19 protein-coding genes and 1 pseudogene are annotated in these 21,073 nt (G+C 56.3%); 10 read left to right on the top strand and 10 right to left on the bottom strand.

Annotated features, from left to right (window positions below; all coding sequences use genetic code 11):
* Nucleotides 1–40: 40 nt before the first annotated feature.
* Both JFV26_RS14440 and JFV26_RS14435 read left to right on the top strand, forming a co-directional pair.
* Nucleotides 41–1,783, top strand: coding sequence for an ABC transporter permease (locus JFV26_RS14440; RefSeq protein WP_201193369.1), 1,743 nt, complete (start codon nucleotides 41–43; stop codon nucleotides 1,781–1,783).
* A gap of 14 nt (nucleotides 1,784–1,797) precedes the next feature.
* Nucleotides 1,798–3,122, top strand: a pseudogene (locus tag JFV26_RS14435) (ABC transporter ATP-binding protein).
* A 501-nt stretch (nucleotides 3,123–3,623) separates the two neighbouring features.
* On the opposite strand, the gene JFV26_RS14430 reads toward JFV26_RS14435, so the two are convergent.
* Nucleotides 3,624–4,103 carry a GNAT family N-acetyltransferase gene (locus JFV26_RS14430; protein WP_201193368.1) on the bottom strand — a complete coding sequence of 160 codons (480 nt, stop codon included), beginning with the start codon at nucleotides 4,101–4,103 and terminating at the stop codon, nucleotides 3,624–3,626.
* Nucleotides 4,104–4,257: 154 nt separating this feature from the next.
* Between JFV26_RS14430 and JFV26_RS14425 the strand changes: the two genes are divergently transcribed.
* A complete protein-coding gene (locus JFV26_RS14425) occupies nucleotides 4,258–5,280 on the top strand; it encodes an AbrB family transcriptional regulator (RefSeq protein ID WP_201193366.1) in 1,023 nt (340 codons plus the stop codon).
* 129 nt (nucleotides 5,281–5,409) lie between these two features.
* On the opposite strand, the gene JFV26_RS14420 is transcribed toward JFV26_RS14425, so the two are convergent.
* Nucleotides 5,410–5,661 (bottom strand): hypothetical protein, encoded by a 252-nt coding sequence (locus JFV26_RS14420; protein ID WP_201193364.1) that lies wholly within the window; start codon nucleotides 5,659–5,661, stop codon nucleotides 5,410–5,412.
* Between JFV26_RS14420 and JFV26_RS14415 the strand changes: the two genes are divergently transcribed.
* The gene (locus JFV26_RS14415) at nucleotides 5,660–6,193 is read left to right on the top strand and encodes a hypothetical protein (protein ID WP_201193362.1); all 534 of its coding nucleotides are present in this window, start codon (nucleotides 5,660–5,662) and stop codon (nucleotides 6,191–6,193) included. The genes JFV26_RS14420 and JFV26_RS14415 overlap by 2 nt on opposite strands.
* Nucleotides 6,194–6,441: 248 nt before the next feature.
* Nucleotides 6,442–8,697: a catalase/peroxidase HPI gene (gene katG / locus JFV26_RS14410; protein ID WP_201193360.1), complete on the top strand. Its 2,256-nt coding sequence runs from the start codon at nucleotides 6,442–6,444 to the stop codon at nucleotides 8,695–8,697.
* A 335-nt stretch (nucleotides 8,698–9,032) separates the two neighbouring features.
* Here katG and JFV26_RS14405 read toward each other — a convergent pair whose 3' ends face one another.
* Together JFV26_RS14405 and JFV26_RS14400 are read right to left on the bottom strand one after the other, a co-directional pair.
* On the bottom strand, nucleotides 9,033–10,100 hold the full coding sequence (locus JFV26_RS14405) for an NAD(P)-dependent alcohol dehydrogenase (protein ID WP_201193358.1): 1,068 nt from the start codon (nucleotides 10,098–10,100) through the stop codon (nucleotides 9,033–9,035).
* Between the two features lie 345 nt (nucleotides 10,101–10,445).
* Nucleotides 10,446–10,757 carry a DUF6124 family protein gene (locus JFV26_RS14400; RefSeq protein ID WP_201193356.1) on the bottom strand — a complete coding sequence of 104 codons (312 nt, stop codon included), beginning with the start codon at nucleotides 10,755–10,757 and terminating at the stop codon, nucleotides 10,446–10,448.
* A gap of 414 nt (nucleotides 10,758–11,171) precedes the next feature.
* Between JFV26_RS14400 and JFV26_RS14395 the strand changes: the two genes are divergently transcribed.
* Nucleotides 11,172–11,618 carry a GNAT family N-acetyltransferase gene (locus JFV26_RS14395; RefSeq protein ID WP_201193354.1) on the top strand — a complete coding sequence of 149 codons (447 nt, stop codon included), beginning with the start codon at nucleotides 11,172–11,174 and terminating at the stop codon, nucleotides 11,616–11,618.
* Nucleotides 11,619–11,806: 188 nt separating this feature from the next.
* Here the strand turns inward: JFV26_RS14395 and JFV26_RS14390 are convergent, their stop codons facing one another.
* The 5 genes from JFV26_RS14390 to hxsA2 all read right to left on the bottom strand — a co-directional run bounded on the left by JFV26_RS14390 (nucleotide 11,807) and on the right by hxsA2 (nucleotide 15,623).
* On the bottom strand, nucleotides 11,807–12,307 hold the full coding sequence (locus tag JFV26_RS14390) for a class I SAM-dependent methyltransferase (RefSeq protein ID WP_201193352.1): 501 nt from the start codon (nucleotides 12,305–12,307) through the stop codon (nucleotides 11,807–11,809).
* Between the two features lie 119 nt (nucleotides 12,308–12,426).
* Nucleotides 12,427–13,593 (bottom strand): His-Xaa-Ser system radical SAM maturase HxsC, encoded by a 1,167-nt coding sequence (gene hxsC / locus JFV26_RS14385; protein WP_201193350.1) that lies wholly within the window; start codon nucleotides 13,591–13,593, stop codon nucleotides 12,427–12,429.
* Nucleotides 13,587–15,044: a His-Xaa-Ser system radical SAM maturase HxsB gene (gene hxsB, locus JFV26_RS14380; protein WP_201193382.1), complete on the bottom strand. Its 1,458-nt coding sequence runs from the start codon at nucleotides 15,042–15,044 to the stop codon at nucleotides 13,587–13,589. Before hxsB ends, hxsC begins: the two co-directional genes overlap by 7 nt.
* Complete coding sequence (hxsD, locus tag JFV26_RS14375) at nucleotides 15,037–15,339, bottom strand: His-Xaa-Ser system protein HxsD (protein WP_201193348.1); 303 nt, start codon at nucleotides 15,337–15,339, stop codon at nucleotides 15,037–15,039. Before hxsD ends, hxsB begins: the two co-directional genes overlap by 8 nt.
* Nucleotides 15,339–15,623: a His-Xaa-Ser repeat protein HxsA2 gene (hxsA2, locus tag JFV26_RS14370; RefSeq protein WP_201193346.1), complete on the bottom strand. Its 285-nt coding sequence runs from the start codon at nucleotides 15,621–15,623 to the stop codon at nucleotides 15,339–15,341. Before hxsA2 ends, hxsD begins: the two co-directional genes overlap by 1 nt.
* A gap of 330 nt (nucleotides 15,624–15,953) precedes the next feature.
* Here hxsA2 and JFV26_RS14365 point away from each other — a divergent pair, with 330 nt between their 5' ends.
* From JFV26_RS14365 to JFV26_RS14350, 4 genes are all read left to right on the top strand, one after another.
* Nucleotides 15,954–16,220 (top strand): type B 50S ribosomal protein L31, encoded by a 267-nt coding sequence (locus JFV26_RS14365; RefSeq protein ID WP_201193344.1) that lies wholly within the window; start codon nucleotides 15,954–15,956, stop codon nucleotides 16,218–16,220.
* A gap of 228 nt (nucleotides 16,221–16,448) precedes the next feature.
* Entirely contained in the window at nucleotides 16,449–18,482 is a 2,034-nt protein-coding gene (locus tag JFV26_RS14360; protein WP_201193342.1) for a TonB-dependent receptor, read from the top strand.
* Nucleotides 18,483–19,481: 999 nt separating this feature from the next.
* Nucleotides 19,482–19,757, top strand: a complete 276-nt coding sequence (locus JFV26_RS14355; protein ID WP_201193340.1) for a bacteriocin immunity protein — start codon at nucleotides 19,482–19,484, stop codon at nucleotides 19,755–19,757.
* Nucleotides 19,758–19,785: 28 nt separating this feature from the next.
* Nucleotides 19,786–19,992: a helix-turn-helix domain-containing protein gene (locus JFV26_RS14350; RefSeq protein WP_201193338.1), complete on the top strand. Its 207-nt coding sequence runs from the start codon at nucleotides 19,786–19,788 to the stop codon at nucleotides 19,990–19,992.
* A 59-nt stretch (nucleotides 19,993–20,051) separates the two neighbouring features.
* Here JFV26_RS14350 and JFV26_RS14345 read toward each other — a convergent pair whose 3' ends face one another.
* Entirely contained in the window at nucleotides 20,052–20,966 is a 915-nt protein-coding gene (locus tag JFV26_RS14345; protein WP_201193336.1) for a LysR family transcriptional regulator, read from the bottom strand.
* Between the last annotated feature and the right edge of the window lie 107 nt (nucleotides 20,967–21,073).

Raw genomic sequence — 21,073 nt, 5'->3', positions numbered from 1 at the left:
TCCTGCCCTTCCACTCAGATCGCTGTTGGAATCACTGAATATGAACAAGGTATTGCGCCACTACCTCCCGGCCACGACGCTGCGACTACTGCCCAACCGCTGGGACCTGGTCGCCCTGCCGCTGGTGATTGGCTTCTTGCTGTTTTTCTCGATAGCCGCGCGGGAAACCTGGGCGCCGATGTCCACCTTGCAAGGTGAAGTCATCTCGCTCGACCCCTCCAGCCTGCCCGAATATGCCATGCGCACCACCCTGCGCATGCTCGCCGCGATGGCAGCCTCGCTGGTCTTTACCCTGCTGTACGGAACCCTGGCGGCCAAAAGCCGGCGCGCCGAGAAACTGCTGGTGCCGGTGCTGGACATCCTGCAATCGGTACCGGTGCTGGGCTACATCTCGTTCACGGTGACGTTTTTCCTGCTGTTGTTTCCAGGGCGAGTGCTCGGCGCCGAGTTCGCCGCTATTTTTGCCATCTTCACCAGTCAGGCCTGGAACATGACGTTCAGCTTCTACCAGTCACTGCGCATGCTGCCCCGTGACCTGGAAGAAGTCTCCAGCAACCTCCAGCTGTCCGGCTGGCAAAGGTTCTGGAAGCTCGACGTGCCGTTCGCCATCCCGGGACTGGTCTGGAACATGATGATGAGCATGTCCGGCGGCTGGTTCTTCGTGGTGGCTTCCGAAGCCATCACCGTGGGTGACAAGACCGTCATGCTGCCGGGCGTGGGTTCGTACCTGGCCGTCGCCATCCAGCAGCAAGACCTGCATGCCGTGGGCTACGTCATCCTGGCGATGATCGCGGTGATCCTGATTTACGACCAGTTCCTGTTCCGCCCTCTGGTGGCCTGGGCCGACAAGTTCCGCATGGAAAACACCGCCTCCCAGGCCGGCGCGCCGGAGTCCTGGGTGTTGAAACTGATCCAGCGCACCCGCATGGTCCAGCGCATCCTGCGCCCGATCACCCGCACCATCGGCCGAATCGGCAACCGCCGCTTCAGTCTGCCGCGCTCAAACCGTCCCGCCACGCCAGTGAACCCGGCCACTTCACGGCTGATCGATTGGGTGTGGGGCACGCTGATTGCCGTGTTGACCCTTTATACGCTGTACCACATCGGCCTCTATATGAGCAGCGAAGTGACACTCGGCGAGGTCGGGCACGTGCTCGTCATGGGGCTGATCACTCTGCTGCGAGTGGTGCTGTTGATCGCCGTGGCCTCGCTGATCTGGGTGCCGCTGGGGGTGATGATCGGTTTGCGCCCGCACCTGGCCGAGAAAATCCAGCCGCTGGCGCAGTTCCTCGCGGCCTTCCCGGCCAACCTGCTGTTCCCGGTGTTTGTCATCGTGATTCTGCGTTACCAGTTGAACCCGGACATCTGGCTAAGCCCGCTGATCGTGCTGGGGACGCAGTGGTACATCTTGTTCAACGTGATCGCCGGCGCCAGCGCCTTCCCGAACGACTTCCGCGAGGCGGCGGCGAACTTCCGCATTCGCGGCTGGCTGTGGTGGCGCAAAATCATGTTGCCGGGCATCTTCCCGTATTACGTGACCGGGGCGATCACCGCGTCTGGCGGCGCGTGGAACGCCAGCATCGTTTCCGAATTCGTTTCATGGGGACAGGACAAGGTGGTTGCCCACGGTTTGGGCGCCTACATCGCCGAAAACACGGCCGCCGGCGACTTCCCGAAAATCACCCTGGGCGTGGTGGTGATGTCGCTCTTTGTAGTGGCCTTCAATCGCGCGGTATGGCGACCGATGTACGCCATTGCTGAAAACAAACTCCGTCTCAATTAACGGGATTCGATGTCATGAACACCTACACCGAACACACACAGGCATCCCCCGAAATCTACTCTTTGAACAACGTGAGCCGGGCGTTTGGCAAAGGCAAGGACGAGTTGCAAGTACTCAGCAACGTTGACCTGACCCTGCGCGAAGGCGAAATCGTCGGCATGCTGGGCCGCTCCGGCTCGGGCAAGTCGACGTTGCTGCGCATCATTGCCGGCCTGATCCCGCCAACGTCGGGCGAAGTCCGCTACAACGGCCACTTGCTCAACGGGCCGGCGGAAGGCGTGGCCATGGTCTTCCAGACCTTTGCGCTGTTCCCTTGGCTGACGGTGCTCGAGAACGTCGAGGCCGGGTTGCAGGCGCTACAGGTCGAACGCAAGGAAGCGCGCAAACGCGCACTCGCGGCCATCGACTTGATCGGCCTCGACGGTTTCGAAAACGCCTATCCGCGGGAATTGTCCGGCGGCATGCGCCAGCGGGTTGGCTTCGCCCGCGGCCTGGTGGTCAACCCGACACTGCTGTTGATGGACGAGCCCTTCTCCGCCCTCGACGTCCTGACCGCCGAAACCCTGCGTACCGACCTGCTGGACTTGTGGAGCGGTAAACAACTGCCGATCAAATCCATTCTGATCGTGACCCATAACATCGAAGAAGCGGTGTTGATGTGCGACCGCATCCTGGTGCTGTCCTCTAACCCCGGGCGCGTGGTTGCCGAGATCAAAGTGCCGTTCGAACATCCACGCAACCGACTGGACCCCACCTTTCGGCAAATGGTCGACGACATCTATGCCCTGATGACCGACCGCCGCAGCGCAGACGCCACCAGCACCGGCAAATCCGAACTGAAAATGGGCAGCCCGCTGCCGGAAGTCTCCACCAACCTGATCGCCGGCCTGATCGAAACCCTGGCAGCCGAGCCCTATAACGGCGAAGCCGGCCTGCCCGACGTCGCCGAACGGCGCTTGCTGGAAGTGGACGACCTGTTCCCGGTCGCGGAAATGCTCGAACACCTGGGCTTCGCCGAACTCAAGGGCGCCGACATCACCCTGACCGAGGCCGGCAAACTCTTCGCCGACTACGGCACCCAAGAGCGCAAAACCCTGTTCGCCGAACACCTGGTCAAACACGTGCCACTGGCCGCGCGCATCCGCCAGGTCCTGCAGGAGCGCAACGGCCACCGCGCCCCCGAGTGCGTTTTGAACAGGAACTGGAAGATTCGCTGACCGATGCGTTCGTCGAAAAAACCCTGGAAAGCGTGATTACCTGGGGCCGCTACGCGGAGATCTTCTCCTACGACGACCACACCGAGACATTCAGTCTCGAAGACGTGGAAGGCAGCGTTTAACGCCCACTAACAAAAGCCCCGATCCCTGGCAGGAGCGAGGCTTGCCCGCGAAAGCGGTGGGTCAGTCAATCTTGATGTTGAAGGTGCCGGCCCCTTCGCGAGCGAGCCCGCTCCCACAGGGGGATCTGCTGTGAATCCACTATCGGTGAACGCCAGAGATCAACTGTGGGAGCGAGCCTGCTCGCGAATGCGGTGGGTCAGCCAACGTTGATGTTGAATGTGCCGGCCCCTTCGCGAGCAAGCCCGCTCCCACAGGGGGATCTGCTGTGAATCCACTATCGGTGAACGCCAGAGATCAACTGCGGGAGCGAGCCTGCTCGCGAATGCGGTGGGTCAGCCAACGTTGATGTTGAATGTAACGGCCCCTTCGCGAGCAGGCTCGCTCCCACATTGGGATCTGTTGTGAACTCACTATTTGTGATCGGCCGAGATAACTGTAGGAGCGAGGCTTGCCCGCGAAGAGGCCCTAAAGCCCAGCACACATTCAAGCCCTGAAAACATTCATCCCCAAACCTTCCTCAAATGGATCAGCGCCATACGACGCCCGTCCGGAGCCGCCCGCTCTTCAATATCAAACGGCACAAACCCAAGCCTGGGATACAAAATCAGCCCCGCCGTATTCTCGTTAAAACACGACAATTGCACTTCCTTCGCCCCATGACGTTCAAGCGCCAGCTGCTCCATCGTTTTCAGCAAAAACGTCGCCACACCCTGCCCCCGCGCCTCGGGCGACACGATCAAATTGCCAATCGCACAGATCCCGTCACGCTCGAACTTGTAGAAGTTGGCAAACCCGACAATGGCGCCGTCCTGCTCGATCACCGTAGAGTCCGAGCGCTTGGCAATCGATGCGCTCAGTTGCGCCTCCGTCAGCGGGTACTGGCCGGCCGGGAACATAAAGAACAGTTCCTGGGGATCTTGAGGAAATTCGCAAATCGTCAGGACATCTTCAGCACTGACTGGGCGATAGGTGAGCGGCATGGTCGGGTTCCCTCCAAATGTCGAGGGGACAGATTACGTTGAGGCCGCGCGGTGTAGAAGAGCACCGGTACTTGACCCGTGCATCGTTAGATGGGAAAACGTGCATGGCCTGAACGGACGACACATTCAGTAACACTAGAATCAAGGAAGACTCATGAAGACCTTACTGTGTTTGCTGATCGCCACCGGCGTCGGCACCGCACTGCAGTATGTCGGCGTACCTCATGGCCTGTTACTCGGTTCGATTCTCGCCACCTCGCTGATCGCCAGCAACCTGCGCTTCGCCCCCACCCTGCCCTTGGGCCTGGGCTTCGTACAAATCGTGCTGGGGGTCGCCACCGGCCTGATGTTCAAGGCCTGGGACAGCCACACTGCCGCCGCCATGTTACCCAGCCTCGGCATCCTGTTCCTGTGCCTGACCGCCCAGATTGCGATGGCCAGTTTCTGGCTGTTCAAGGTCTCGGGCTGGAACCTCAAGGACTCGCTGCTGGCCGTCTACCCCGGCGCCCTCGCTGCGGTGTTCGATTTGCTGGAGTCCGAACGGGCCTCGGGCAAAGTCATCGTCGTGCACCTGGTGCGACTGCTGTCGATCACCGTGCTGGTCAGTTTTCTGATTCCCGCGCAAACCGGCGTGGCACTTGCCCAAGGCAGCCCGCTGGTCTTCAGCACCCTGCTCACGGTGCTGTCGTTGATCGCCCTGAGCATCGGCATCGGCCGCCTACTGTTGCGCATCGGCGTCCCGGCACCGTTCATGCTCACCGCCATCGTCGCCACCGCCGTCTCTATCAAGATGGGCTATCTCCACGATTTCCAGATGCCGCAATGGAGCGTCGATGCCGCAACGGTGATCATTGGCGTGCTGATCGGCTCGAAATTCAAAGACATCTCCTTCGCCGAACTGATCCGCCATGGCCGGGCCGGGGCGATGGCCGTCGCCCTGATGCTGCTGATCGCCGCCGCGTTTGCCGGCGTGGCCGGACGGGTCCTGGGCAGCGATCCATTGTCCTTGTGGCTGGCCTACATGCCCGGCGCCATCGAAACCATCGCCATCGTCGCGTTCGGTGGCGGGCTGAATGTGGTGTTTATCCTGACGCATCATCTGGTGCGGATGGTGGTGCTGCACTTTGCACCGGCGGTGCTTGTTCAGGCGCGGCGCTGGCGCGAGAGTGAATCGTAGGCCCATGCCGAGCGCATCATTTGCCATCCGCGTTTTATTCGCCTGCTGCCTTCTGGTCGCCACGGCCAATCATTTGCGGGCGGACTTTGAACATGGAATTTTCTGGGACTACGGCTACGGCAATGGCGCCTATCGGGCCAGCCGGGTGTTCTGGGGGCGCTTACGATGCTTGATCCTTTGGCGGCACTGCTGCTTTTCATCAAACCCTAGGCAGGCATCGCACTCACGGCGGCGATCATCATCGCAGACGTCGTTCACAACACGTTCTACGTTGCCTTGAATCGGCAGTGGCTTGAGCCGTTCTATCTGTCGCAGGTAGCGTTCCTGCTGACGGTTGTGCTGCTTTCGCCTGTCGCTTGGTTCGGGGCGAAACGCTTTCATGATTAACCCCCGTACATCTTCGGTCCGGAAACCTGCAGGAGCACGGCTTGTCGGTGAAGGCGTTCGTGAGGCCGCCTTCGCGAGCAAGCTTTGCTCCTACAAAAAACAGATCAGCGCTGTCGGTGCAGGGGCACGGCTTGCCGGTGAAGGCGTTTGTGAGGCCGCCTTCGCGAGCAAGCTTTGCTCCTACAAAAAATTAATCAGCGCTGTCGGTGCAGGGGCACGGCTTGCCGATGAAGGCGTTTGTGAGGCCGCCTTCGCGAGCAAGCTTTGCTCCTACAAAAAATTAATCAGCGCTGTCGGTGCAGGGGCACGGCTTGCCGGTGAAGGCGTTCGTGAGGCCGCTTTCGCGAGCAAGCTTTGCTCCTACAAAAAACAGATCAGCGCTGTCGGTGCAGGGGCACGGCTTGCCGGAGATGGCGTCCGGGAGGCCGCCTTCGCGAGCAAGCTTTGCGCCTACAGTCGGCGCGAAAGATTTCGCCTATCACGCTCTAACACTGCGCCTATTAGCGGTCCGCCCCAGAGGGTCTAGTCTTACCCATGCGCCGGCGTACGCTGGCCGTTCAATACCTGATGAAGAGACAAGAAAGAGTCACAGGCTTGCCGTGGGCCCGCGTGCTGGCGAATCGATCGCCAATCTCCAGACTTCCCGTGTGGCCACAATGAGCAGTTGATCGAACTGCCTGGCCCAGCAGCCTATGTCATTGATTTCGCTCATTGCTATTGCGGGCCCAGGCCGGGCCGGATGGCTGGATGAACACGACCGAAGGTAGCTCTTACATGGCAAACGAATCGAAATGCCCGTTCAATCACGCCGCTGGCGGTGGCACGACGAACCGCGACTGGTGGCCGAACCAACTGAACCTGAAGATCCTGCACCAGCACTCTTCCCTCTCCGACCCGTTGGACAAGGGCTTCAACTACGCCGAAGCGTTCAAAAAGCTCGATTTTGCGGCGGTCAAAGCCGACCTGAATGCGCTAATGACCGATTCCCAGGACTGGTGGCCGGCGGACTTCGGTCACTACGGGCCGTTTTTTATCCGCATGGCCTGGCACGCCGCCGGCACCTATCGCACCGGTGATGGCCGCGGCGGCGCCGGTTCCGGCCAGCAACGCTTTGCACCGCTCAACAGTTGGCCGGACAACGTCAGCCTGGACAAGGCACGCCGACTGCTCTGGCCGATCAAGCAAAAGTATGGCCAGAACATTTCCTGGGCCGACCTGATCGTCCTCACCGGCAACGTCGCGCTGGAGTCCATGGGCTTCAAGACCTTCGGCTATTCCGGCGGTCGCCCTGATGTCTGGGAACCGGACGAAGACGTGTACTGGGGCTCTGAAAACAAATGGCTGGGCGGCGACACCCGCTACGGCAAAGACAACACCCCCGTGGAAGCACCCGGCGAAGGTCCACTCGTCGCCGAGCCAGGCAAAAATGAGGAGAGCCGTACCGACCACGGCCGCAACCTGGAAAACCCGCTCGCCGCCGTGCAAATGGGCCTGATCTACGTCAACCCCGAAGGCCCGGAAGGCGAGCCCGACCCAGTCGCCTCTGCCATCGACATCCGCGAGACCTTCGGCCGCATGGCCATGAATGACGAAGAAACCGTGGCGCTGATCGCCGGCGGCCACGCCTTCGGCAAAACCCACGGCGCCGGCCCTGCCGATAACGTCGGGCCAGAACCCGAAGCCGCCGGTCTTGAAGAACAAGGCTTGGGCTGGAAGAGCACATTCGGCACCGGCAAGGGCGGCGACGCCATCACCAGCGGCCTGGAAGTGACCTGGACCACCACGCCGACGCGGTGGAGCAACAACTTCATGGAAAACCTGTTCGGCTTCGACTGGGAACTGACCAAAAGCCCGGCCGGCGCACACCAGTGGACCCCCAAAAATGGCGGCGGCGCCGGCACCATCCCGGATGCCCACGACCCGTCCAAACGCCGCAACCCGACCATGCTGACCTCCGACCTGGCGCTGCGCTTCGACCCGATCTACGAGCCCATCGCGCGGCGCTTCCTGGCCAATCCCGAGCAACTCGCCGACGCCTTCGCCCGCGCCTGGTTCAAACTCATCCACCGAGACATGGGCCCACTCTCACGCTATCTCGGCCCGGAACTGCCCGGCGAAGAACTGCTGTGGCAAGACCCGATCCCGGCGCTCGACCATGCCGTGGTCAACGACAGCGACATCGCCGCACTCAAGGGCAAACTCCTCGCCTCGGGCCTGAGCGTTTCACAACTGGTGTCCACCGCCTGGGCAGCCGCTTCGACCTTCCGTGGCTCCGACAAACGCGGCGGCGCCAACGGTGGACGCCTGCGCCTGGCGCCACAAAAATCCTGGCCAGCCAACCAGCCCGAACAACTGGCGAAGGTGCTGGCGAAACTCGAAAGCATCCAGAGCGAGTTCAACAGCGGCGGCAAGAAAATCTCCCTGGCCGACCTGATCGTGCTGGCGGGTAACACCGGCGTCGAACAAGCGGCAAAAAATGCCGGCCACAGCGTCACGGTGCCCTTCACCCCAGGCCGGATGGACGCCAGCCAGGAGCAGACCGACGTGGAATCCTTCGGCTTCCTGGAACCGATCGCCGACGGCTTCCGCAACTACCTGAAAACCCGCTACCGCGTACCAGCCGAGCAACTGTTGATCGACAAGGCGCAACTGCTGACCCTCACCGCGCCAGAAATGACCGTGCTGATCGGCGGCCTGCGCGTGCTCGACACCAACGTCGGCCACACCAGGCACGGCGTGTTCACCCAGCGGCCAGAAGCGTTGACCAACGACTTCTTCACCCACCTGCTGGACATGGGCGTCGAGTGGAAACCAACGTCGGAGACCAAGGAGGAATTCGAGGGCCGCGACCGCAAAACCGGCGCAGTGAAATGGACGGCAACCCGGGTCGATCTGGTGTTTGGTTCGAATGCGCAGTTGCGGGCATTGGCGGAAGTCTATGCCAGCAGCGACGCGAAGGAGCGGTTCGTCAAAGACTTCGTGGCCGCGTGGACCAAAGTGATGAACCTGGACCGCTTTGAAGTGAAGTAACACAAACCCTAACGCTGAAAACTGCAACGCCTCCCAATGTGGAGGCGTTGTACTGTTTGCGGATCAGGAAAGACTAAACGGGAGAAATCGTGGCAAGGGCCCCCAGCAATATGGTCAGGACCAGAAATCCACCCAGGAAAATCGCCATCTTACCCATCGGGCCTCCTACATCATGAATGTGCGGTGCAAACCGGCCGCGACCGCGAACCGTGCCGGCATTGTGAGCCGCCGACCCGGTACATTACAGATGCAGGTGACACCAAAAAAACCATACCAGATCCCCCTCCCCCCCGTAGGAGCTGCCGAAGGCTGCGATCTTTTGCCCCTAAACCCAATCAAGCAACCTTCACTTCCTTCTTCAAACTGTCCATATCAATCACAAACCGATACTTCACATCCCCCTTGATCATCCGCTCATAAGCCGCATTGATGTTCTGGATATCAATCATCTCGATATCCGACACAATCCCGTGCCGGGCACAGAAATCCAGCATCTCCTGGGTTTCCTGAATCCCGCCAATCAACGACCCCGCCAGACTGCGGCGCTTGAAAATCAGGTTAAACACCGAAGGCGACGGATGCGGACTGTCCGGCGCGCCGACCAGCGTCATCGTGCCATCGCGCTTGAGCAGATTGAGAAAGGCATCCAGATCATGCGGCGCGGCCACGGTGTTGAGAATGAAATCCAGAGTGTTGGCAAACTTCGTCATCTCCTCCGGGTTCTTCGACACCACCACCTCATCCGCGCCCAGACGCAACCCGTCCTCACGCTTGTTCGGCGACGTGGTGAACAACACCACATGCGCGCCCATGGCATGGGCAATCTTCACCGCCATATGCCCCAGGCCACCGAGGCCAACCACCCCGACCTTCTTGCCAGGCCCGACCTTCCAGTGGTGCAACGGCGAATAGGTGGTAATGCCCGCACACAACAGCGGCGCGACGGCGGCCAGGTTGGCGTTGTCGTGGGAAATGCGCAGAGCGAACTTCTCCTTCACCACGATATTGTCCGAGTAACCACCAAAGGTGTTCTCGCCACCAAACACCGGACCGTTGTAAGTCCCGGTGAAACCATTCTCGCAATACTGCTCTTCGCCTTCCGCGCACGACGCACAGTGCTGGCAACTGTCGACCATGCAACCAACGCCCGCCAGATCCCCCACTTTGAACTTGCTGACATTCGCGCCGACGGCCGTCACCCGACCGACAATTTCATGCCCCGGCACCGAGGGGTACAGCGTGTTGTGCCACTCATTGCGCACGGTGTGCAGGTCGGAATGGCACACGCCGCAATAGAGGATGTCGATCTGTACATCATCAGCGCCCAGGGCGCGACGTTCGAAGGTGAAGGGCTTGAGCAAGTCCTTGGAACCCTGCGCGGCGTAGCTGTAAGTCTTGGCCATTGCGATCACCTTTTTCGTCAGAGGTTGAATATAAGAGGAGTAGCGTAGGTGCTGAATCGTTCAAGTGGATGACGGTGGCGGTCAATTTGATGGCCGACCGTCAAGAAGCCTTGGCGGCTGCGTTGAGCCGCGTGGCGGACAGGATAAGACCTGGGCGGGTGTGACCGATGGCTGCATTCTGCTGATTTATTGCCTAATCCCGTTAGATTGGGTTGGCGTGGGGTGAATCCGGCGGCATTGGTGATTGGTGAGTACTGGTTGGCCGCCTCTTGAATGCAAAAAACCCGCTGACCCTACAGGGGACAGCGGGCTTTTTATTACACCGCGGGAAAGGTGATGCCTCACCTACACCTGCGGATCAACTTCATCCAGCACCCGATTCACCGACAACTCAGCCAACGTAATCATCTGCTGAATCGCCAAGGCCAAATTGCGTTTTGGCCCGGAAAGTAGAAATGCGAGCTCGCTGGCCATCACACTGGCCGAGGCAAGGGTTTCGCAGGCATGAACCAGCAGCGTTTCGTTGTCTACGTCGGGAACGATATTGAAAATGGGATTGGGACGTCGCTCGGACATCGCCGGTTTGCTGGATGTGAAGGTGGTATCGGCTTCAATTTCGCCGTCGATATCCGGAGGATCGGGGGTTTCTTTTATCATTGTGAAGTTCCTATGGAGTGAACCTCTCCCTATTGCTACCACGCAAACGGGGAGACGGCTGTACACAGGGTGGTAGACCGGTCATAGGAACCCGGCAGGCCGAAGCCTCCCATGCACAGCCGCCACAAAGCAGCCAGCACAAAAAAACGCCCTAAAGCGTTCTGGGTCTATGAAGTATCCGGGCTACCACACCCGTTCGCTGAATTGGCAGCGACGGGAGGAAGGTTAGCTAGGTAGGTTGGGAAGTGCAAGCTCGTACGAGCGTAGGAAAGATCTGAGATTTTCTGAGGCGTGTGGAGCTTTAATCTTGGGGCGGCTATCGGCTGTGGATTCAATCGGTCACTCGCAGACCCTTTGGGGTAATGTGTCCAATCGAACCATTGAAGCTTCACCCCTTTCACTTGAGGATCTCTAATGACAAACCAATCAGCTATTGTCGAGGTGGTTCAAGAAACCGATTATATATTGCTCAGATCTTTGAATGACCTTCTCCCACAACTTTCCAAAAACGCTCAAGCGATGACAATGGAAGATTTGAAGCAAATCGTGGACTCAGAGTGCTCCCATTTATTAGTCGTGAGAGCAGCAAGTGGAGGAAGGATTTTGGGGGTGCTAACCCTAATTCATTTTCGTATTCCGACAGGCGTTCGTGCTTGGATCGAAGACGTCGTAGTAGATGCCAGTGCTCGAGGTCAAGGGGTCGGTAAAGCACTCATAGAAGCAGCAATAGAAAAAAGCCATGAGCTCGGCGCAAAAACACTGGATTTAACATCCAATCCAGATCGTGAATCTGCCCATCGTTTATACGAGGCGGCAGGATTCTCGGTGCGCACAACAAAGGTCTACCGACATATCAAATGACTAATGGATAGTCCTTCAACGCATGGCGATCATGTGTGCAGGAGCATCCTGAATGGCCGCTATGGGTCCTGGGTGTGTAAAAACGTCAAATTGGATTTTCTACATCGACGCCAGGAGCACGTCCTCACGTTTTCGCAATCCTCGGCGTTTTCACACAGCCTGAACCCGAAACCGACGACCAGATGCGCCTATAAAGCTGCGAGCGATTCAGTTTTTTTCTTCTGGGCAACCACTTTCACGGTGGCATTTTTTTTATCAGGACCTACAGGTCGCTCTAAGTAATACTTGATAATGAACTGCTTTTCTAAAAGCTTTTTAACTTCTCCGAAAAGACTCAGCTCTCGCCAGTTTTCGCCATTGCCAGCAATGCTTTCATAAATAAAAAAACCGTCCGGCCGGATTACATCAATCAAGTTTACAATTAAATCCTCATGATATAAATGCACGACTATGACTGCTGAGAATGTATCATTTAAAAACGGGAGAAATTGCCCACAATCAAGGATCACCGGGTGTATATTTTTACAATCTAAATACCATAAATTGCTGAAACTTTTACAAGAAACATCAGCGGCTATTACATTCGCGAAATACCTTGACAATAGTGAGGAGTTACGACCATAGCCGCACCCCAAATCAAGGGCAAGAGCCCCTTCAGGTAAATTCAGCCCTGATATCTCTCTCGCCAAAAAACTTGACGGATCATTGGATACCGGCTTTTTATGTCGACTGTATTTTTCTATAATTTAAATTTACTCCGCTACGCAACAATTCACAGAATAATCTTGATGCTGACCTTTAATGTAGATCAACAAAAAGGTATTAGGCTCTTACTGTAGCCGTGCTTGATCCCTGACGAAAAAAATCCTCCGCAGTCCGACTTGCGAGTGCATACCTCGCACTCGATGGCGTATTCATTCTTCCAGTCACTGATTGACTTGCGGTAGTAGGGATAAATATCTGAGCTCACTAGGCAGAGTTGATGGTTGTAGACCGAGATATTCATTCCGTATTTGGCGAGGATACCAACGGATTTGCTGAGTGTGTCTTTGTATTCGATTGGGTCGATCCACAGCTCATCAAGATTGGCCCTAGTAAAGCCCATCATCTCAAGACCCATCAGCGCCACATGGTCAACAAACAGCAGGTTGCGTGCAATGAACTCACACAGCTCTGGCAGGCGCTGCACCGACAGCTTGTGAATGACCACTCGGATCTCAACCTTCTGCCCCAAGCGCTTCAGGTTGAGAATGCCCTGAATGGTTTCATCGAATGCGCCTCGGGCCTGGACGATGTAGTCATGCAGTGTCGGATCTTCTGAATAGACAGGAATTCCGATCATCGCGTCAGACAATTCAATCTGCGCATACTGTTCAGCGAACGCTGGGTCTTTGAAACTGCGCCCATTCGAGAGAATGTGGATTGCGGTTCTTGGTAGATAACTTTTTGTGAGGCTGATGATTTTAAGGAAGCGCTGCCGATTGGTCGTCGGCTCGCCCCCAGTAAACACCAGCTCGCGGGTATCTTTTGGAATCAGCGGAATCAGGCTCTCGATTTCGTCGAGTATCCATGAATCATCAGCGGCTTTCGGGGGTTGGGAACACATGAGGCAGTAATGATTACACTGCTCTGTGACCAGGATACTGTTGTGCGGCGACGATGCACGAAACAACACTCGGATGCTCTGACGATCCGCTGAAAGCCGGATAACGTCGCCATCACCGATATAGCTATAGTCCTCCGGTAGAATTGAGAAGTCGGAACCGGAAGGGAGCGCATCAACCAGATGCCGGTGCTTATCAACCAGCAGATAGTGCGCAAATCCGTTAGGTATCTGGTTATCGCAAACCAGATAGGCCATTTCTCGTCGCAAAACTTCAGGCAGATTTCGACTGGTTGATACTTTGGCCAAGGTGATAGCCTTATCAACATCAACCGCATGTATTCGGATAATCTTTCCGCCGAGCTTCAGCATCGGTTGGCCCACCCCATAAAAATCCGTTTCGTTTGCTCATCGCTTCCCATCAGTTCTATGAGGTGCTTGAAGATCGACATATTCCGCTTGCAGAAAGCCGACTCTGGCTTTCTTGCCACCACATCCTTGTGTATTGCGTGGTGGTAGACAGGTTCAGCACCACAGTAGGGTTCGAATGCGCAGTCAGAACACATGGGGGCACTTAAAGTGAAGGAATTTTCCAGTGCATCCAGAAGCTGGTCAGAGAGGATGATCTCCTCATATGAATGCTCAAGAATGCTCCCCAACCGGAACGTATGATCCCCCATTTCGGCAAGCATACGGCTTTCATCTGAGGCGTAGACCGATCCATCATAGTTGAACACGATGGCTGCAATACCAGCACCGGCAGGATTCATTAAATCAACAAACCCTGGGTCCCCTGATGTCAGCATTTTTGTCAGCACGATAGCGGAATACTGCTCTACAAATCGTATGCCCGACTTGTTTAGCTCAATGATGTACTCAAGACCTTCCTTGTAAAATTCCAGCCAGCGCTCCGTGTCATACGACATGAATTTCTTGGTCTTGATAGCAAAGCCGTAAGGGGAAAGCGTGCGCAGGAAGATGCCATCAAAGCCCAAGCGCAAGTATTCATCAATGATGTCACGTGCTCGTGGCAGGCTCTTATCTGTGGTGGTCATCAAGGCTGACACCTGGTCATAGCCGAGGGCCGCACGGGCTTGCTTCAAGCCTTCCTCGAAACGCTGGTGACTATCTCGGCCTGGCCGTGGGCGATTTGCATTATGCAAATCCATTGGCCCATCGAGAGAAGATGAAAGCACAATGCTGTGCTGCTTACAGAAATCGAGCATGTCATTAGTCAGTAGCGATAGCGTGGTCGCAATGACGAACCGCAGATCACGCCCTTCCTTGAGGTTACGTTTTTTTGCTTCAAGAACGACGTGCTTCACCATCTCGAAGTTCAGCAGCGGCTCGCCACCCTGAAACTCAATTTTGATGGCTGGATTCGGAGACCTGAAAACGAAATCCAACGACCTGTCTGCCATTTCCGTGGTCATGTCGAATTCGCCTTTGCTCTCCGACTGCCTCGACACCTGACAATATGGGCAGCTATGGTCGCAGCGAAGGGTCACCACAAAGATATGCAGATTGGTGAACTGGGCCAGCCTGGACAGCCGCGTGCGAATCTTGAGTGCCAGGAGCTGGAGTGGCGCCTGCTCGTTGGTGAAGCGAATGAACTGTTTCGACCGCAGCGTAGCGATCAACTCTGATGAGAGCGCAAGCGTCTTGTTTATGATCGGCTCTAGCATCGGCGCAGGTATGACGTGAAACTCGCCGGCCATGTTGGTGATGACGTACTCGTCGTCATTCAGGCGATCAAACTTAAAGGGCAGCAACTCGTACGTATGTTGCTGCGTGTAGAACTCCAGCTTCTGGAATTTACTCACTAATAAGCCCGGTTTTTGAAAAAGCCAGTCCAAGGATCAGGTTCTTGATCGACTGCGTCTCTGCGTTCAGCCGGTGGCGTAGCTGGTAGTCAAGTACGTCCTTCTTGAACTCTTGGACAGCAAACAGAAAGGAAGGCTCGTCAACACCAATATTCGAGGATAAGGCGCAGATAAATTGCCCCCCTGTTGATGTGATATCAACCGTCACTGAATTGATTGAGCGATAAGCAGCTTTTTGCAGAACCTGCACGTCATAAAGCCGCTCGTCAAAGGCGAGCGTATCTGAGAGCGCCATTAGGAGCCCGAGGTATGGGAGGCATGAGAAACGTGAGAGGCATGAGAACTGTGAGAACTGTGGTAAGCCATCATCTGACCTTGGTCCCCACGTTTGAGAACAAAGGCGAATTGATTATTGCCACTGCGTACCAAAAGGTTTTCGCCTTGGGCATCGGCCTGGAGCGTGTTCGTGGCGTCGGTACCGGGCTCGACAACCTCATGGGTAGCTATCGCTGAAGCTTGTTCTGTGGCTATTGCTGCGGCCAGGGTAGCCAGAGGAACCAGAAAAGAACGCTTTTTCATTACGAGATATCCTTATCATTCAGGTGGTTATTTTTTGAGTTTCGGCGCGCCCTCCCGTGATGTCAATGTGCGATCATTCATTGCGGCCCTTTTCCGATATCCGACATCCCCCTTATCCTCTTCTGAACGTCAGCTACGGTCGATTGCGGCCACTCGCGACAGGCCGAAATCGGCCAAAAGCGGTCGCTAATTGCTTTTCAGCGAGCCGGGCTGATTTCTGCACCTCTGCTAGTCCCTGGATAGACCTCGCTCATATTTTCCTGAAGCCTCCATGCTTGTCGCGCCAAATTTTTCAAGATAATGTTACGATATAACATTATTAGGCTGTGTATGAAATCCGAAATCCACCCTGACTATCGTCTCGTTCTCTTCCACGACACTTCGGCAAACGTGTTTTTCCTAATTGGCTCTACCGCTGAGACCACCAGAACCCACGTTCATGAAGACGCCAACACCTACCCCTACATAGCTCTAGACGTTTCCAGCGCCTCCCATCCGGTCTACACCGGCCAACAGCGGCAAACCAAAACTGAAGGTCGAATCGCCGGCTTTCAGAAGCGCTTTGCTGGTGTTGCGACGCCAAGCTCGAAACGTTGATTCGCTGCGTCATGCCTATCGCCGGCACACGTCCGTCTTCAGACGTATCGGCATAGGCAACTCTGCCCCGAGGAACAGTCGCTGCGCTCAATGAGCACCAGCGATTCATAGGCATTTTTCAGATGCGCAGAAGCAAATCTGCGTACCTGCCTCCCGGTGCGAAAGGTATCCACACACCCGTTTTTTTTGATTCACCTACCTACTAAAACCAGTCCGCACGAGGTCAACATGAGCCGCCGTCACCCACTTGCCTGGGCAATCTCACTTGCCCTGGCGCCCAACTCATCGTCATTCGCAGCCGAAAGAGAAGAGCCCATCGAGCTACGCTCTTCGGTCGTCAGCGCTAGCGCGCTCAACAGCAAGGTCAATGAGATGGCCAGCCCTGCTGAAGTCCTGCAAGGGGAAGAGCTGGTCATGCGTCGTGAGTCGACTCTGGGCGAAACGCTTAACGGTTTGCCGGGCGTCCACTCCAGCAGCTTTGGTGCCGGCGCTAGTCGTCCGGTAATTCGCGGATTGGATGGCGCCAGAGTGAAAATACTCAGCGACGGTGTCGACGTGCTCGATGCATCGACAATCAGTCCCGACCATGCGGTGACCAGTGAGCCGCTGCTAGCCGAACGAATCGAAGTGCTCAAGGGCCCGGCGACCCTACTGTATGGCGGTGGCGCCATCGGTGGTGTGGTCAACGTCATCGACAAGAAAGTCCCGACTTATGTGCCGGAAAAGGGCTATGAGGGCGAGCTCGAACTGCGTGCCAACAGCGTTGCCAATCAGGGAGCTGGCGTTTTCGGCATTACCGCCGGCAGCGGTAATTTTGCAATCCGCGCAGAGGGCACCAAGCGCCAGGATGATGAATATGAAATCTCTGGCTCGCCGGGCAAGCAGGCAGGCTCTTTCAATGACACTGACAGCTACACCCTAGGTGCAAGCTTCATTGGGGAGCGCGGTTTCCTGGGGGCGGCCTATGGCGAGCAGAATCTGAGTTACGGACTGCTCGCACATGAGCACGCCGACTGCCATACCCATGGCGTGCGAGATTGGCATTGCAGCGGTCATGAAGAGGAACATGACGAGGATCATGACCACGCCCACGCCCATGAGGCTGTGCCGTACATCAAGATGAAGCAGAAACGCTGGGACCTGCGCGGTGAGCTGAAAGACCCGCTTCCCGGCTTCGAACTGGCGAAACTGCGCGTGGGCCACAGTGATTACACCCACGACGAAATCGAAGGAGGTGAAGCTGCTACCACCTTCAACAACGAAGCGACCGATGCGCGCCTCGAACTGACCCATGAACCAGTTTTTGGCTGGCGCGGTGTCGTGGGAGCGCAAACCCTACGGCGTGATTTCGAGGCACTGGGGGAAGAGGCTTATGTACCTCCAACGCTGACACGCAACCATGCTTTGTTCCTGCTTGAGGAATACAACGTCGGTGATTGGCGTTACGAACTCGGACTGCGCCATGAGTGGCAGGATATCGATGCCGAAGGTGCAAAGAACACGAGCCATAGCGGCACATCGGTATCCGCCGGCGCTGTATGGACGTTCGCACCGGAATACTCCCTAGGCTTCTCGCTCTCTCGCTCGCAACGGCTGCCAGCCGCCGAAGAACTGTATGCCAATGGCCCGCACGCAGCTACGCGCACGGTCGAGCTGGGTGATGTCGATCTTGACGAGGAAACCTCACACAACGCCGAGTTGACCCTGCGCAAGTTCGCAGGCCGCACGACATTTACCTTCGGTCTTTTCCGCAATCAGGTAAGCGACTTCATCTACGCGGCGGATACCGGACACGATGTCGGTGGTGGCTATCGTGAAATCGAGTACCGCCAGCAGGACGCCGTTCTGACGGGTGCCGAGGGATCCGTAACTTACGCGCTTTCCGACACGACGGACGTCACGCTGTTTGGTGATCACGTGAGAGGAAAGCTGAAAGGTGGCGGAGATTTGCCGCGTATTCCGGCTGATCGTCTGGGGGTGCGGTTGAATCAGGCGTTCACTCAAGCCGTAAGTGGCGAGTTGGAGTTCTATCGCCTGCAGCGCCAGGAGAAGATCGCCTCCTATGAAACCGAGACTGCTGGCTACAACATGCTTGGGGCTGGGTTGACCTATCGTGGTTCCATAACGGCGACGGATTACCAGCTTTTCATCAAGGGCAACAACCTGCTTGATGAGCGTGGCCGCAATCACAGCTCATTCATCAAAGATGATGTACTACTTCCTGGGCGCAATCTGACAGTAGGGCTTCGGTTGGCTTTCTAGCGTCCGCGCCTGAGTCCCGATGCGGGACTCAGGCCTTCCCGAGAGGCTTGCGGACGTGATGTACGAGCCCGCCTTTGGCCTACAACGGACCGCCTCCAAGGGCAGCTAATGGCCCAGGCTGTGTAAAAACGCAAACACCGTTTTGAAGTGTGCGTCGCTACGTGAAATCTGCCAAAGCTCGTTTAGTCAGCAGATCTGAATTTTGCGTAGGAGCGCGATTTTTCAGCTGTTCTCGTCCGGAGCTAGTGCTTGAAAACGTTTTTACACAGCCTCGGCCGATTGCGGTCTCTCATGGAGGGCAGAATTCGCCCCAAATCAGCCCGTGGGATCATCTACGAAATTAGAATCGACTCGCCAAGCGCCACGTACTTACAATTACCCGATCTGCACACCAAACCGGGACCACCCCACCTCGGGACCAGAGACGGGACAGATTTATTTTTACAGTCATAAGCCCTCATCCTCAGCGAAATAGCGCTCCCCATGCACAACCGCTATTACCACGAAATTTGGCTCTCCCCTGACGAAGACGGCCACCTGCTTCCGTCCTGTATTTCCGTGGGCCCAACTGGCGATGCCGCCAGAAACTTGAACGAGCCTGGTAGTGAATGCGTATGGGTTTTCTGGGCTACGTCCCATGTTGAAGCGATGCGGATTTACTACGGCCTTCTTGATTTCGGAACGTATCGATCCGAGTGTCCAGAGGACTCAGAGCCCTACCCCGTTGCGTGGATTGCAGAGCAGAAGGCCTATCTGTCAGCGCTCGGAAACGGGAAAACTTGATTGGCAATCTCAAGGATCGAGGAGAGTGAATGAGCATTTCAATCGCATCAAAACCTTCGTAAGTCGTAGCCCTGAGAATCAAGTCGTCGGTTACGCCCAGCCAGAATTGAAGTCGGTTAGTTCGGGGGCGGCGTTCCGATACCAACGGACGTGGCGGACGCACTGATAACACACCGGGAAACCACATCGATCTTCACCGGGACGAATAGGCCAAACATGACGGACACCCTACTGAAAAACAGCTTATCCGAGTACACCGAAGCCGAGTTTATCAAGCGGCTGGAAGAACTCGCCAAGGAAGACAAAGAAGCCGAAAACGATGCCCGTGCTGATGTGCTCTTGTTGCACTTCGAGAAGGTAAGCGAACACCCGGCAGGGTCAGACTTGATCTACTACCCAGAGCCGGGAGCAGATAACTCCCCTGAGGGCGTGACGCAGATTGTGAAAGAATGGCGTGCGCCCCAAGGCTTGCCGGGAGTCAAGGAGGATTGATTTCCAGCGCTTGGGAGAAGGTGTGACGATGGGGGCGATTTTCCAGAAACTGTCCGCGCGCGGCGAAAAGTCGAGCACTGCTGATACAGGCAGTTTCTCGGCAACGGGACGTCACCTGCGGCGTGCTCAATCTGCCATTAGCCAGTCGATTGCCACACTTGAGTCAGTTCAAGGTGTGAGGCTGTTTGATCGTAGCTGCTCCAGCGACGTGACCGAGAAGCGAATAGTGATGTGACCAGAAACGAGTCAATTGAGGAAGCGTCCTGCAACGGGACTGCCAGGCAGCAAGTGACTTTATTCGTCTGCAAATATCTGCATTTGGGTTTTGATTCGCCGTAAAACTTCATCCGCTGCAATCGACAATGGACGCCCTTGTTTTACCAAGAGCCGGGCGTTGACGTTCTGGCACAGTGGGTGATCAATCTCCAATGCCACCAACTCACCGGATTCGACTTCGTTAAGCGCCGAAAAGATAGCGGTCAAGGTGGCCCCCTTTCCGCGAAGGACAAACCGTCGAAGTGCGGCCAATGAGTTCGTTACCAAGGTGGGTTTTACTTCAATATTCTCAGAATGCACCAACTGCTCGAAAATATGACCCAATCCAAATTCGGGTGGCATTACAGCCAGTGGATGGCTAAGCATGTCCCTGACACTGACCGGATGTTTGAATTGCGCCAGAGGATGCTGGGCGCTGACCAGCAGCTTTACGGGTTGGTGTGAAGAGGCTCTATACTCAATGTCAGCGTGTGCCGAGGGGTTATAAGCGAGCCCGATATGAGCCCTGCTTTCGGCAACCTCTGTCAGCACATCGTTATTGGGTAAAACGTCCATGATCACGTTCAGTCCGGGGTAATCGCCACAAAAATCGGCCAGGACATCGTCCATCACACGGTCGATGAACCCCTCGCTGCAGACGATTCTCACCTCCCCTCTTTGCAGCCCCTGCAGCGCTCGCAGCCGGTCCTCCAGTTGTTCTTGCTGGGATTGGCAACCTCTCCAAAACTCCAGCAAGTATTTCGCCGACTCAGTGGGCTCTACGCCACGGGATTGTCGATTGAACAACTGCACTCCGACCTCGTCTTCGAGCAGCTTAATTTGTCGCGTGATAACAGACGGCGCGGTGTTAAGACTTTCTGCTGCACCTCTGATTGAGCCGTGTGACAACACCGCAAAAAAATAACGCAATCTGCGCTGATTGATCTCCCTCATGGTCGAGTGTCCTCCGTAGTGATTCTGTTGCTCAAAAAGCAACACTATTGATTAAAAGTTGCTATTGCAACAAATGCTTTTGTTATCCACGATGAAGCGGCCATCCT

Origin of the sequence: Pseudomonas sp. TH31 (assembly GCF_016650815.1) — a bacterium.
In the GTDB taxonomy this organism is placed as follows: Bacteria; Pseudomonadota; Gammaproteobacteria; order Pseudomonadales; family Pseudomonadaceae; genus Aquipseudomonas.
This window is presented reverse-complemented; position numbering and strand designations above follow the sequence as displayed.